This window comes from Acinetobacter sp. AHP123, assembly GCF_023757925.1.
GTDB lineage: Bacteria > Pseudomonadota > Gammaproteobacteria > Pseudomonadales > Moraxellaceae > Acinetobacter > Acinetobacter oleivorans.
In genome coordinates this window covers 1,350,401-1,364,023 of the sequence record NZ_CP092454.1, presented here as the reverse complement: position 1 = coordinate 1,364,023, position 13,623 = coordinate 1,350,401, and the positions used below count along the sequence as shown (strand labels likewise).

8 protein-coding genes are annotated in these 13,623 nt (G+C 38.8%); 3 read left to right on the top strand and 5 right to left on the bottom strand.

Annotation, left to right across the window (positions count from 1 at the left end; all coding sequences use genetic code 11):
- Positions 1 to 26 precede the first annotated feature (26 nt).
- Positions 27 to 1,736, bottom strand: a complete 1,710-nt coding sequence (locus MJX77_RS06435; protein ID WP_252060923.1) for a GGDEF domain-containing protein — start codon at positions 1,734 to 1,736, stop codon at positions 27 to 29.
- Positions 1,737 to 2,740: 1,004 nt separating this feature from the next.
- Here MJX77_RS06435 and omp33-36 point away from each other — a divergent pair.
- Positions 2,741 to 3,640 (top strand): porin Omp33-36, encoded by a 900-nt coding sequence (omp33-36, locus tag MJX77_RS06430; protein WP_192834089.1) that lies wholly within the window; start codon positions 2,741 to 2,743, stop codon positions 3,638 to 3,640.
- A gap of 60 nt (positions 3,641 to 3,700) precedes the next feature.
- On the opposite strand, the gene MJX77_RS06425 is transcribed toward omp33-36, so the two are convergent.
- The 4 genes from MJX77_RS06425 to MJX77_RS06410 form a co-directional block, all read right to left on the bottom strand.
- Entirely contained in the window at positions 3,701 to 5,668 is a 1,968-nt protein-coding gene (locus MJX77_RS06425) for a glycine betaine transporter (protein ID WP_252060920.1), read from the bottom strand.
- Positions 5,669 to 5,835: 167 nt separating this feature from the next.
- Positions 5,836 to 6,528, bottom strand: a complete 693-nt coding sequence (locus MJX77_RS06420) for an ion channel (RefSeq protein WP_013196614.1) — start codon at positions 6,526 to 6,528, stop codon at positions 5,836 to 5,838.
- Between the two features lie 171 nt (positions 6,529 to 6,699).
- Positions 6,700 to 8,415: a cation acetate symporter gene (locus tag MJX77_RS06415; protein WP_252060918.1), complete on the bottom strand. Its 1,716-nt coding sequence runs from the start codon at positions 8,413 to 8,415 to the stop codon at positions 6,700 to 6,702.
- Position 8,416: 1 nt separating this feature from the next.
- Positions 8,417 to 8,749 carry a DUF485 domain-containing protein gene (locus MJX77_RS06410; protein ID WP_005300680.1) on the bottom strand — a complete coding sequence of 111 codons (333 nt, stop codon included), beginning with the start codon at positions 8,747 to 8,749 and terminating at the stop codon, positions 8,417 to 8,419.
- Between the two features lie 181 nt (positions 8,750 to 8,930).
- Here MJX77_RS06410 and MJX77_RS06405 point away from each other — a divergent pair, with 181 nt between their 5' ends.
- Together MJX77_RS06405 and MJX77_RS06400 are read left to right on the top strand one after the other, a co-directional pair.
- The gene (locus MJX77_RS06405) at positions 8,931 to 12,428 is read left to right on the top strand and encodes a hybrid sensor histidine kinase/response regulator (RefSeq protein ID WP_013196613.1); all 3,498 of its coding nucleotides are present in this window, start codon (positions 8,931 to 8,933) and stop codon (positions 12,426 to 12,428) included.
- 389 nt (positions 12,429 to 12,817) lie between these two features.
- Positions 12,818 to 13,585: a hypothetical protein gene (locus MJX77_RS06400; RefSeq protein ID WP_013196612.1), complete on the top strand. Its 768-nt coding sequence runs from the start codon at positions 12,818 to 12,820 to the stop codon at positions 13,583 to 13,585.
- The last annotated feature ends 38 nt before the right edge of the window (positions 13,586 to 13,623 follow it).

The window sequence follows — 13,623 nt, the reverse complement described above, 5'->3', positions numbered from 1 at the left end:
AAGCCGGAACTCATTTCCGGCTTTTTTTATCCTTCAACTGCATTCCGACCTCGGGCCTTAGCTCTTAATAGTGAACGATCAGCTTTCTCTAAAAGCTCGATCCAACTTGCTGCGCCTATGGCAAAACCAATACTGACAGACACATGCAATTTTTCATCTGAACCAGATAAACAGATCTCTTCTAAAGAAATCGCAATCCGAATTTTTTCAGCTAAAAGACGGGCATCTACAAATTGTACCTGTTCTAATAATATTAAAAACTCATCTCCGCCATAACGAACAATTAAATCCGAACTTCGAATATTTTGCTTTAACTGCTCGGCAATACTGACAATGACATGGTCACCCACAATATGCCCATATTGGTCATTCACCTGTTTAAAACGATCAATATCTATAATCATTAAACAGGTTTGCGTAAATTTTTGAGGGTAACTTTCAACAATTTTTAAATATTCAGATAAAGCTAAACGGTTAGACACACCAGTTAATGGATCTGTATTGGCAATATTCTTTAATTGAAATTCAAAAGCATCGCGTTGCTGCAACATACGCTGTAATCGATCAATCGCTTCAAACAGGGAAAGAAATTCACCTTTTGTTGTCATATTCATCTCATCTGTCCAATGATTAGAACTACGCGATAAATCTAAAATTAAAGTCCTTGCTTTTATTAAAGGAGAAAAAACCCTTCTTTGTGCATAATTAAGCGTAAGTAAAGCTGTAGCTAAAGAAATTAAAGATATTAATAAAGTTAAAAGAAAACCTTTTCGGGCACTTATATTTTCTTGAGTTGCAATTGCTACACTTTCATCAAGAATATAACTTTGTAAATCAACCACTGTAGTAAATTTACCTACGATTACTTCTGTCAATTGGGTGCCATTTAAATCATATGGCTCCCCTTTTTGGCTTTCATCTAATAGGTTTTGTACAATCGGAATACCCTTATCTATAAATTCTGATTTCACTCGGGCATATAACCGACGGTATTCAGGAGTCTTTGCCTGTTCAGGCTGCAAGGTATCGACCAAAATCCATAAATATCTAGATTGATGCTGAGTTTGCAGAGAACGTGCGCGATTATTACTTGGAATTTCTTCATTAAAGCTCACAGGAGCAATAATATTAGAAGCCATCCGTCCCGCCTGATCGCGCATATCGGTTAGAACTATAATGAGCGTAAAGTAATTAGAAATACGGCTATCTTTACTTTTTAGCTGCAACATCAGTTTTTGCAGTATTTCCCTGCAATGATCCCAGACTCCAAACATCCCTAAAATAGCATTATCCATTTGAACGGAAGTTCTGGCTCCATAAGGAGTTTCACCATAATAATCAACGACACGTCGGGCTTGTCTAAGGTTTTCTTTGAAATTAGTTTGCAGCTCATTTGCTAATGAAACATAGCCTGCTTGTTTTAAGATAAGAATGCTTGTATCAATTTGCGCATCAACAATTAAACGAAACTTTTTTAATTCTTGCTGATTCTTTAATAAATCACCAGGACTGCTCGACATCATCTTATTGGCAGGAGCACGCTCCTTAGAAATTTTATAGGCAATATCAGCTACTGCTCTTAAACTTTTTATTTCGGCTAAGGCTTGTCTAGTTTTTATATAATCCTGATAGCTTCCCACAATAAGCGGTACAGCCATGAATAATAAGGACAAAATAATAACCAGCATAAAAAAGAACAGTCGATTACTAATATGCTCTGAACGTAATCCTGACATTTCTAGCTGGTACTCCGTAAATGTCCTGCCATTTTTAATACGATATAAATTAGGCTTAAATCCATCCTAGCATTTTAATAACTAGAATTTCATCAATAAAACCTTCATTTCTCTTTTAATAATTATACGGCTTCTAGATTTTAGTAAGCTTAAATAAATAGTATCGAAAAATTAAATGATTTTTATAAAAAAACTCTATTTTACAGATTAAAAATTTTTAGCAATGATAATAAACATATCTAGTTATCCTCTTGGATGCGCTTCTCCCAGCATCCACTGCCCAGCTTTAAGCTGGGTTCTTTTTGTTCTATTATTTTCCAATAAATTTCATATAAATTTTCTTATAATTTTAAGATTTTCTTATAGATAAAAAAAAGCTCAACCTTGGGGAAAGCTGAGCTCGTAAAGTCTGATGTGATACACACATCGTATCTGGGAAAGCACTTTAAATCCTAAAAACGTTAGGCAGTGAACTTTGCGATTGAATTATGTGACTTATCTCTACTTTTGTAAAGTCGATTAAATTAATCAGAATTAAAAATTTAATCGATTTTTCAACTTAAAATAGAGATTTCTTTTATTTTATTCACTTATATAATAATTAAAAATAGTTAAATTTTTTAGTTAAACTAATCTAAATATTGTTAACTACTCCTCAAAATAGTATGAATACGATAATAAATTGGTGAATTTTTACTCAACATGTAAGCAACTCTACAATTTACTTAATGTTAAAACCGATCATATTAATCATTTTTTCCAATCGTAATTGTAATAACTTTTAAACATTTATTTCTAAATTCGTTATGAAATATAATTATTAGCCTCTTGTAAATGTTCATTTTTTTATCAGGTTGACAATTTACTTTTCATTTGATTAGTTTTTCACCAATTTTAACATAAGTGTCAAATATCTTTAACATTCCTTTTTTTCATTGTTGACTTCATAAATTGTTACAATACAATGACCCCAGCTTTATCTCTTGTTATTGCTGGAAATGATTATGAAAAAACTTGGTTTAGCCACTGCTGTACTATTAGCCATGACCGGTGCTCATGCTTATCAATTTGAAGTTCAAGGTCAATCTGAATATGTTGACACAACTGCAAACGATAAAAACTTCACTGGTGACGTTGCTGGTACATACTATTTAAAAAATGTTGATACCACTAAAGGTCCTTTAGCTGAAGCAGCTTTCTTGAACCAAGCTTCTAACGTATCTGTAGGTTACAGCTACCAACAGTATGACCAAGGCAACGTAAACTACCACGTTGGTACTTACGGTGTTAAAGGTGAGGCTTATGTTCCTACTCCTTACCTTCCTGTATATGCTAGCGCAACTTACAACCACACTGATGTTGATGGTAAAAACAACAACTCTAAAGATGACAACGGCGACCGTTATGCATTAGAAGTTGGTGCTATGTTGTTACCTAACTTCTTGATGACTGTTGGTTATACAAGTGTTGCTAACCAATTCGCTTTAGACAACTTTGGCATCATCAGCAACGGTATCTATACTGCTGCTAACCAAACTGCTGCGATTCAAGACGACCAAGATGCTGTTACAGCACGTGCTAAATATGTAGGTCCAATCGATGGAACTAACATGGCAATTGGTTTTGAAGCTGCTGGTGCTTTCGGTCAAGAAAACCAATACGGTTTGAAAACTGACCTTTACTTAACTCCTAAGTTAAGCGTTGGCGCATCTTTCGTTGGTAACGATGGTTCAGCTGACATCAAAGGTAATGACCTTGGTGAATTCCGTCAAGCTTGGGGTGGTAACGTAAACTACTTCATTACTCCAGCTGTAGCAGTTGGTGCATCGTACATGAAAGCTGACGTTAAAAAGTCTAGCTACGATACACAAACTATCGGCTTAAATGCTAAATTCCGTTTCTAATTTAATTTAGAAATCGAATTAAAAAAGGACTCAATTGAGTCCTTTTTTTATACTTAAATATTAGCTTCGCACAATATTTAAGAAATACAGATGACGTTCATATTGATCAATAATGTCTTGAATTAAATCTTCTTGCGTCCAATCCATTACATCATAGTTCTGACCACCCTCTCTTAAGAAAACTTCTGCTTGGAAATATTGTCCATCTTCAGCTTCAGTACGCCCAATTAAAAAACTTGGCGGTACTGTTTCACGTGGAACAACTTTATAAATAAAATTAATTTCATTGTGATGGTCCACCCGAAGCTGCATACCATCTTCAAGTTGGCTAATTGAAACCTCAAGATGACGGCGTCTAAATTCATGTTGAATATTTTCAAATGCACCAGCCACTTGCTTCTCAATATATTCACGCACTTCTTCTTCATTATGAGGATAGTGCATGATTAACCCTAGACGCTGTTGCCAGCTTCTTGGATTATGAATCGCACGCGGTGTAATACGTGCTTCCTGAATGGCTGTCATTTTTGTGACATCAAGATGCAAGGCTTTTATTAATCCCCAACTCATTAAGAGCATGACGACAGTAAAAGGTAAAGCACTCATAATGATGGAAGCCTGAAGTGCAGCCAAGCCACCGACTAGCAATAAAATAATTGCGAGCACAGCCATGAGTACCGTCCAGAACAGACGCTGCCAAGTTGGTGAATTTTCAGATTTAGCAGTTAAATAGTCAGTGACTAATGCCCCTGAGTCAGCAGATGTCACAAAAAATAAAACCACCAAAATAGTTGCTAAGACATTCATCACACCAGACCACGGTAAGTGACCTAAGAATTCAAATAATGCAACTGACGAATCTTGCTGAACAGCCTGAATTAATGTTGTTTGATGTTCGTGAATAATACTGAATAAGGCAGCATTTCCTAAGAAACCCATCCAGATGATGGTAAAGCCTGTTGGAATAAGTAAAACCCCAACAATAAATTCTCGAATGGTACGACCACGAGAAACTCTGGCAATAAACATTCCCACAAACGGCGACCAAGAAATCCACCAAGCCCAGTACAAAATTGTCCAACCACCAATCCAGCCATTCGGCTGATAGGCATATAAGTTGAATGTCATGGTAAATAGGTTAGAGATATATTGCCCAGTGTTTTGAATCGTCGTTTGAAGTAAATAAATACTTGGACCAGCAATAAAAACAAATACCAATAATATTAAAGCTAGAACTAAGTTTAACTCTGATAAACGTTTTACACCTTTATCAAGACCGAGGAACACAGATAAGGAAGCTAACATACTCACGAAAATAATGAGTAAGACTTGAATATTGGTGCTTTGCTCTATTCCAAATAAATAATGCAAACCAGAATTGATCTGGGTTACCCCAAAGCCAAGAGAGGTCGCTACACCAAATACCGTACCAATGGTTGCGAATATATCGATACCATCGCCCCACACTCCATAAATTCTCTTCCCAATAAGAGGATAAAGTGCAGATCGGGTCTTTAAGGGTAAATTATGCCGATAGGCAAAGTAAGCCAAAGCTAACCCAACTACAGCGTAGATTGCCCAAGCATGTAGTCCCCAATGGAAAAAGGTAACTCTTAATGCTTGCTGTGCTGCATCAATAGTCTGGGCCGCACCACTTGGTGGATTAACATAGTGCATGACAGGTTCGGCAACGCCGAAGAACATCAGCCCAATCCCCATCCCTGCGGTAAACAGCATGGCGAACCAAGACCCATTGTTATAATCAGGCTGACTATGATCTGGTCCTAATTTAATGCGTCCAATCGAGGAGCAGGCAATGTAAATCAATAAGATGAGAAAGAAAGCAACAGATAAAACATAGAACCAACTAAATGAATCAGTGATCCACTGTTTTAATTGCTGTGTTAGAAGCTCAAAAGAACTCGGGGCGATCACAACCACTGCTAAAAACAAAGCAATAATAATGACCGTGCCCAAAAATACGTTAGGATTAACGTTTGCGAACCAACCGGACTGTTTGGAAGGCATAAATCCTCCATGTTATTTTAATGACGAGTGACAGGCTTAAATGCCAATAAGATATTCATAGAATGAACAAAGCTAGGGCTTTCAATAGAGAAAGCCGATAACACTCTAAATAAACTTAAAGAATATTGCAGTTACAAAGGTGTAAATAAATTAAAACACCTCCTCCATTATTTATCTGAATTTTTTTTAGGGAGGTGGGTAATATATTGTAAAGCAATTAGACGGGTGACGATTAAAGCTAAATACATGACTCCACAGAACATTTGCAGCATGGCTAAAACTCGCGCTGGTGGAGTGATTGGCATGAGGTCGGATAAGCCTGTAGCCGACTGCAAGCTAAAACTTAAAAAAAGTAAATCTAGCCAAGTTTGGAAAGCATGGGGGTTATTTGGATTTTGAAAGCTATAAGGGAAAATAAGCTGACAAATGTTATATAAAAATGCAAAACCCCATGCAATCAGTGTAAAGACTGCTGCTGCCGCAAATAGTTCATCTCTTGTTAAATATCGGTCAGCGAACATATAACGAAATAAACCATAAGCTGCCGAAAAATAGGCCAGAGCTTCACAGCTATGGGCAAATAGTTGAATATATAAATTGCTATATCCCAACACAATCAGTACTGATGACAGAATTGCACCGCTCACAAATGTTAAGCCCAAAAAAGTAAACATCGGGGTCTGGCGAATAACTTTGGCAATCAATAATAAAGCAAGGACGCCTAATGACCAGGTTAAAGTCCGGTAAGGCAAACTATCAAATGTCAGCATAGCTAAAATCAATAAAATAAACTGAACCAGTAACAGCCATGCAGAAGGCAGTAAACGAAAACTTGCCCAAAACTCAATAATAGATCGCATTATTATTTTCCTTGTTTCATTATGCTTTTTTGAGATTTAACAAATAATACTGTACACAAAATCAGGCAAACAAGTTGTTCTTTATTAATATCTAAACTCTGGATTGGAAATAAAATAAGTATAAAAAAAGCCCCGTAGGGCTTTTTGAGGAATGAGCTAACAATATTCGTCTTAGTGATCCGATGCACCAGATGCACCAATACCTGTCATTGAACGAACATATTGAGCATCGAAAGCAGCACGCTCTTTTTTAGCACGTGCAGAGTTGTCAGTTACCGAGAAGAACCAACAGCAAAGGAATGACAATGGCATCGCAAATAACGCTGGACCATTGAACGGGTTAACTGGTGTATCAGAGATTTTTAAAGTATCTACCCAAACTGCTTTAGACAGAACAATAAGTACTACTGCTGTTACAAGACCAACCACACCACCAATAACTGCACCACGAGTCGTTAAACCTTTCCAGAACATTGAAAGAACAAGGATCGGGAAGTTTGCACAACATGCCACAGAGAACGCCAAACCAACCATGAATGCTACGTTTTGCTTCTCAAACAAGATACCCAAAACCATTGCGAAGATTGCTAAGCCCAATGTCGCAATTTTTGACATACGAAGTTCAGAAGCAGGCGTCGTTTGACCTTTCTTAAATACGTTAGCGTATAAGTCATGAGAGATTGCAGATGCGCCTGAAAGTGTTAAACCAGCAACAACAGCAAGAATCGTTGCGAACGCTACTGCTGAAATGAAGCCCATGAATAAGTCACCGCCTAAAGCGTCACTTAAATGCACGGCGGCCATATTGTTACCACCAACAAGCTCAAGTTTGCCTGTTACTGCCATTTTCGCAACGTCAAGGAATTGTGGGTTGTTTGATACGAAAAGGATCGCACCGAAACCAATAATGAAAGTTAAAAGATAGAAGTAACCAATGAAACCTGTTGCAACCACAACCGATTTACGTGCTTCTTTTGCATCTTTTACAGTGAAGAAACGCATAAGGATGTGTGGAAGACCTGCTGTACCAAACATCAACGCCAAACCTAGAGACAAGGCATCAATTGGATTTGCCGCAAGTTTACCCGGCCCCATAATTTTTGAAGCATCGGCCAAACTGATGTCGTGTACTTTACTGAATACTTCAATTGATTGGCTAAACATGTTGCTGAAGCTGAAACCAACTGCTTTCATCACCATGAATGCCATGAAGGTTGCACCACTGAGTAACATAACCGCTTTAATAATTTGTACCCATGTTGTTGCTAACATGCCACCAAAGATTACGTATGCCATCATCAATAAACCAACGATGACAACAGCGATATTGTAGTTCAAACCAAATAATAATTTGATGAGCTGACCCGCACCTACCATTTGAGCAATCAAATAGAATGCCACTACAACAAGTGAACTGACTGCAGCTAAAGTACGTACTGGTTTCTCTTCAAGACGGAATGAAACCACATCTGAAAGGTTATATTTACCTAGGTTACGCAAACGTTCTGCAACCAAGAATAAAACGATTGGCCAACCTACCATGAACCCAAGCGAGTAAAGCAAGCCATCAAAGCCTGAACTAAACACAAGTGCAGAAATACCAAGGAAAGATGCAGCAGACATATAGTCACCCGCAATTGCCAGACCATTCTGGAAACCGCTGATACCACCACCTGCTGTATAGAAATCTTGTGTTGATTGAGTTTGCTTCGCAGCCCACTTAGTAATAAACAAAGTGAAACCAACGAAGATGACAAACATAATAATGGCATGCCAGTTGGTGGCTTGTTGCTCTGCTTCACCTAAGTCTGGACTTGCTATAGCCACTGTTGAATATAGCGATGCTGCTGCCAATAAGGCTTTCGCTTTTAATGAATTCCATTTCATATTAGTGTAGTCCTTTCTCATGCGTGATGGCTTCAACTTCCTTCAACGCTTCTTCACTCAACTGGTCAAGGGTATTATTTGCGATAAAAGAATACACACCACACAATAGGAAAGATAAAACGATAATTCCTAAACCTAGTGGGATTCCCCATGTCGTTACACCGCCACTAAATGAACTCATCAAAAATTCTTTGTTGTAGCCAACAAGCAGCATAAAACCCACATAAAGAACTAACATGATGATTGTGAGCGTCCAACTTAATGTACTTTTTTTCTTGACCATCTTTTGAAACTTTGGATTGCGTAGAATCTGTTCTACTTGGTTCTGATCCATAACCAAACTCCTTGCCCTGTGCCCAGCCTTGGCCACTTTTTAATAGTAGTTTCTCAGGATTAAAGTTAGCAAAATTACGTGTAATTCGTAACTTAGACTTTGGTCGTTAAAATTTAATCAATTTATAGCTTTGTTTCTGCTTGGGGTATGATAGGCACAAGGTTTTAATCATGTGAGTCATATGAACAGCTGGCTGATTATTGGGGTACTCACCCTTTATATAGCACTCTTATTTATTTGTGCTTTTTTTGGTGAAAAGCATGCCAGCCGTCTGAGTACACGTGGCCGCATGTTCTTGTTCAGCTTAACGCTGGGTGTTTACTGTTCATCATGGACATTTTACGGCGCGACTGGAGCAGCTGTTCGAGAAGGCGTCATTTTCTTGCCTATTTATTTAGGCCCTCTCTTATTTGTATGGTTTGGCTATGACATTTGGCGACGTTTAGGTCGGGTACGCCAGCACCACGCAATTTCCTCAATTGCTGACTTTGTTGCGGCGCGTTATGGGAAAAGTGGGGTGTTGGCTTCACTGGTCACCATTTTAGCTGTAATCGCAATTATTCCCTATCTGGCCTTACAGTTACGTGCGATTGCTTTAAGTACTTCTGTCATTATGGAACAGAATGCTCATATCCACACAACCACCAATAGTGTTTTGCTTTTAACCAGTGTACTGGCTATTTTGGCCATGATTTTTGGTACAAGGCAAATTGCCAATACCGAACAACATGGCGGCCTCATGTTAGCTGTGGCATTTGAATCTTTTGTAAAATTATTCGCGCTGATTTGCGTTGCTTTATTTTTTATTTTTGAAACACCAGCGAACCTTGTCCAAGTCACATCAGATGTGAACCAAACCTTTCAGGAGGTTCAACTATTTGGAGTGCCTGAAACTTTCTGGATTCAGACCTTATTGGCAGGTTTGGCAATTATCTGCCTGCCACGCCAGTTTCATGTAGCAGTGGTCGAGCTGCGTGACGAAAAGCATATTCGCGGTGCACGCAAATGGTTTGCGGTTTATCTGATTTTAACGATTTTAGCCATTATTCCGATCGCAAGCTGGGCATTACATGCTGCACCAAAGTTCTTAACTGTACCGGATGTTGCAGTACTCTCATTGCCCCTGAGTTATAACCAAGAGTGGTTGGCTTTACTGGCCTTTTTAGGTGGGTTCTCTGCATCAACAGGCATGTTGCTGGTTTCATCTGTTGCTTTGTCTATTATGCTCAGTAATGACTTGATTATGCCCGCACTCTGGCGTTTTAAGTTGCTATCACGTCACGATAAACATTTACCTAAAGTTCTTAAATTCAGCCGTCGTATTAGTATTGTCGCGGTGATGCTACTTGGCTTTTTATTCTTCCATTTCTTTAATGATATTAACCAGCTTTCAGTATTTGGTTTATTGGCGTTTAGTGCCGTTGCCCAGTTTGCACCTGCGCTTATTGGAGGCTTGTATTGGCGAGGTGGAAGCCGCCAAGGTGTCTATGCTGGCCTCATTATTGGATTTTTGATGTGGAGTTACACATTACTATTTCCAACGATTTTACGTAGCTTGCCAGAGGCGTATCAGGAAACTGCCCAAAGTATTTTGCTTTTTGGCCCTTTTGGAATTAACGCCTTAAGACCAGAGTCACTTTTTGGTTTTGAATCATTTGCACCTTTAACCCACGGCGTTATTTGGTCGCTTGGTTTAAATATTGTTTTATATATTTGGATTTCTAAACTTTACCGCCCAAGTGTGGCAGAACAAATTCAGGCAGAAAGCTTTTTCTACTATGAAACCAAACCCCTGCCATCACCGCATACCTCTACCGATTTAACTTATTTACCTCACGATGCTGCACGTTTAAAAGTAGGTGATCTGTTCGCTCTTGCTAAAAGAATTACTGGTGAGCAGCCAACAACACAAGCATTCGAGAACTTTTGCGAGCAAAATCATCTCACACTCAACCCCAATAGTATCGCCAATGGCATGTGGTGGCGTTTTACCGAACAGTATCTAGCTGGCATTATCGGTGCAGCCTCTGCCCGTACTTTGCTCACTACAGCAATGATCAATAATGGTCTTGCATTAGGGCAAGTCGCTAATATTTTAGACCAAGCCTCACAGTGGCAACGTTTTAATCAAAACTTGCTCATGACCATGATTGACCACATGACCCAAGGGGTAAGTGTGGTTGATAAAAATATGTGTTTGGTGGCTTGGAATAACCAATATTTAAAACTGTTTGGTTACCCAAAAGATTTAGTTTATGTGGGTTGTCCAATTGCCGATTTGATTCGTTATAACGCTGAACGCGGCGAATGTGGTCCCGGTTCAGTCGAAGAACATGTTCGTAAACGATTACATTGGATGAAAGTCGGAAGTGCGCATGAATTTGAACGAATCCGTAAAGATGGACGCGTTATTCAAATGCGCGGTAATCCTATTTCAGGTGGAGGCTTTGTTACAACGTTCGCCGACATTACTGCTTTCCGTGCAAATGAGGCAATACTCGAAGCCCGCGTAAAAGATCGAACCCAACAACTTGCTGGTGCTTTAACCGAGCAACAGCTTGCACGCGAACAAGCCGATATGGCAAATATGTCAAAAAGCCGATTTATTGCAGCGGCAAGTCATGACTTATTACAACCCATGCATGCGGCTCGTCTCTTTAGTACTGTTCTTGAACAAAGCATTGCGACCGAAGAAGACCGCCAAACTTTGCAACAGCTTGACCGTGCCCTGTATGGCGCAGAAAGCATGCTCTCTGCCCTACTCGATATTGCCCGCTTAGAAGGCGGTAGCATACAGCCAAAAAGACAGCCTTACCCGTTACATGATTTACTCAGTGATCTTGAGCTACAGTTTAAATCGATTGCTGCACAGCGAAATATTTCACTCAAAGTTCACGATGTATCATTCTGGATTGACACAGATCCACAATGGATACGACGTATTATTCAAAACTTTGTGAGTAATGCACTGCGTTATACTGCCAAAGGCCGAGTGATTGTCGGTGTTCTACGTTCGGCTCAAAAACCTGATCATATTCGTATTGGTGTTTGGGATACAGGTCCCGGAATTGCCGAAGAACAACGTATTAAACTGTTTCAAGAGTTCGAACGCTGTGGGCATTTATCACCTTGGGGTGAGCAAGGTCTAGGCTTAGGCCTCGCGATTGTGCAGCGTATGACAGGTTTGTTGAATTACCCTGTTCATGTCTACTCTCAACTCAATAAAGGCTCCTGCTTTATGATTGAGGTTCCAGTCGTAGAAGCGCCAAAAGTAATAACTCCAACCGTACAGGCAGTGCCTTTAAAAACTAAAGCCTACCGGATTTTATGTTTAGACAATGATGAAACTATTTTAGAAGGAATGAGTAGCTTATTAGGTCGATGGGGTTATGAGGTTTTTAAAGCCACTGAACCAGAACAAGCACTTGAGATTATTCAAAAAGAGAATATTCAGGTCTGGCTTATCGATCAGCATTTAAATAACAACCAACTCGGTGTCGATTTTATTATGCAAAATCGACAGCATGACGTTCCAGTTGCTTTAATTACAGCAGACTCTCATCCAGAATTACCTCAACAATTGAAAGAACTGAATATCGTTTTACTCAAAAAACCGCTTAAACCGGCCTCTCTAAGAGCATGGCTATCGGGACTTAAAATTGCCAGCGCGGCAGATTAAATATTTTCCTCTCCCAAGCTTTTTATAAGTTTGGGAGAGATTTTTTGGCAAAAGTTATAGGTTTAATTTAAGCCAATAGGCAGAACTGCTCAAAAAGTCTTCTTTTGTTGATTAAATAATTGGCCAAACTTTCCAACAGCCCTTTTTCTATGGCAAAGCCCATCTTTTTTGTAAGTGAACACTTGTATACTTAGTTACAATTTAATAAATATTTGTTTTTAAAAAATATTATCTGGCCAGAACCATCATATACGACTTTAGTCGTATTCTACTTGCATTCTTGATGACACATAACTATTCCAAACGCATTTGATAAATGTATAACCATTTTTTAACCGATTTCTATATTAAGCACCCCTGCTCACGAATTAATGCAAAGGACAATTGCCATGAATATTTCTGATAATAGCCCACAAAATCAACTCTCATCTCAACAGTTTTATCGTCAATACAGTGCCAATGCTTTACTTCCTGAACTAGATTGGCAAAGTATTTTTCCCAACAGCAAACTGAATGAAGCCCATATCAAAGCGTTAAATACGATTTATCAAAGTGCAGTCCCACTCGCACTTAATGTATTTCATGATCTAAATTTTGATGTATTTGCACCTGCAGCTTATCATCCTCAAGGATTAGGCTTATTTGATAAATTGGCACAACAAGAAGAAAACTTCTTAAAAGTGCTTAGCGCTGAAAGTGAAAATCTTGATCACGATACACGTCATCAAATTTGGAGCATGTTACTTCGCGGTGGAGCTGTACTGGTTTTCAAAGCTTGGCTTGGCCATGTCAAACTTGGCGAAAATCAGCTAGATATGACTCAGTTTGATGAGCTTTCTGACTTACTCTTTATTAAAACTCATCCAGATCAACTTGCTGAACGACTACATGTCGATGAAAAAGCAAAACTCGACCATATCTTCTTAATGTATGGCAATGATATTTTCCTTGATCGCTTCAATAGCCTAGAAACAGCTGCACTTTTTGTAGATTTAGGCGTTTATGATGCAGCTTTTTTAAGCTTGCGTGATGACCGTGTAGCTGAATATTTAAAAATGAAAGGTTATGTGACTCAAGATCAAATTGATGATTTGCAATGTGCACTCAATCCTTTGTACTGCGACAGCCTAACACCAAAGCAAGATTGCCTTGCTTAAGTGGCACACATAAAAAAGACCTCAACTGAGGTCTTTTT

Coding starts and splice junctions, on each gene's coding strand:
- MJX77_RS06405 (WP_013196613.1), top strand. CDS start 8,931: ATGAACAGCTGGCTGATTATTGGGGTACTCACCCTTTATATAGCACTC.
- omp33-36 (WP_192834089.1), top strand. CDS start 2,741: ATGAAAAAACTTGGTTTAGCCACTGCTGTACTATTAGCCATGACCGGT.
- MJX77_RS06435 (WP_252060923.1), bottom strand. CDS start 1,736: ATGTCAGGATTACGTTCAGAGCATATTAGTAATCGACTGTTCTTTTTT.
- MJX77_RS06420 (WP_013196614.1), bottom strand. CDS start 6,528: ATGCGATCTATTATTGAGTTTTGGGCAAGTTTTCGTTTACTGCCTTCT.
- MJX77_RS06415 (WP_252060918.1), bottom strand. CDS start 8,415: ATGAAATGGAATTCATTAAAAGCGAAAGCCTTATTGGCAGCAGCATCG.
- MJX77_RS06400 (WP_013196612.1), top strand. CDS start 12,818: ATGAATATTTCTGATAATAGCCCACAAAATCAACTCTCATCTCAACAG.
- MJX77_RS06425 (WP_252060920.1), bottom strand. CDS start 5,668: ATGCCTTCCAAACAGTCCGGTTGGTTCGCAAACGTTAATCCTAACGTA.
- MJX77_RS06410 (WP_005300680.1), bottom strand. CDS start 8,749: ATGGATCAGAACCAAGTAGAACAGATTCTACGCAATCCAAAGTTTCAA.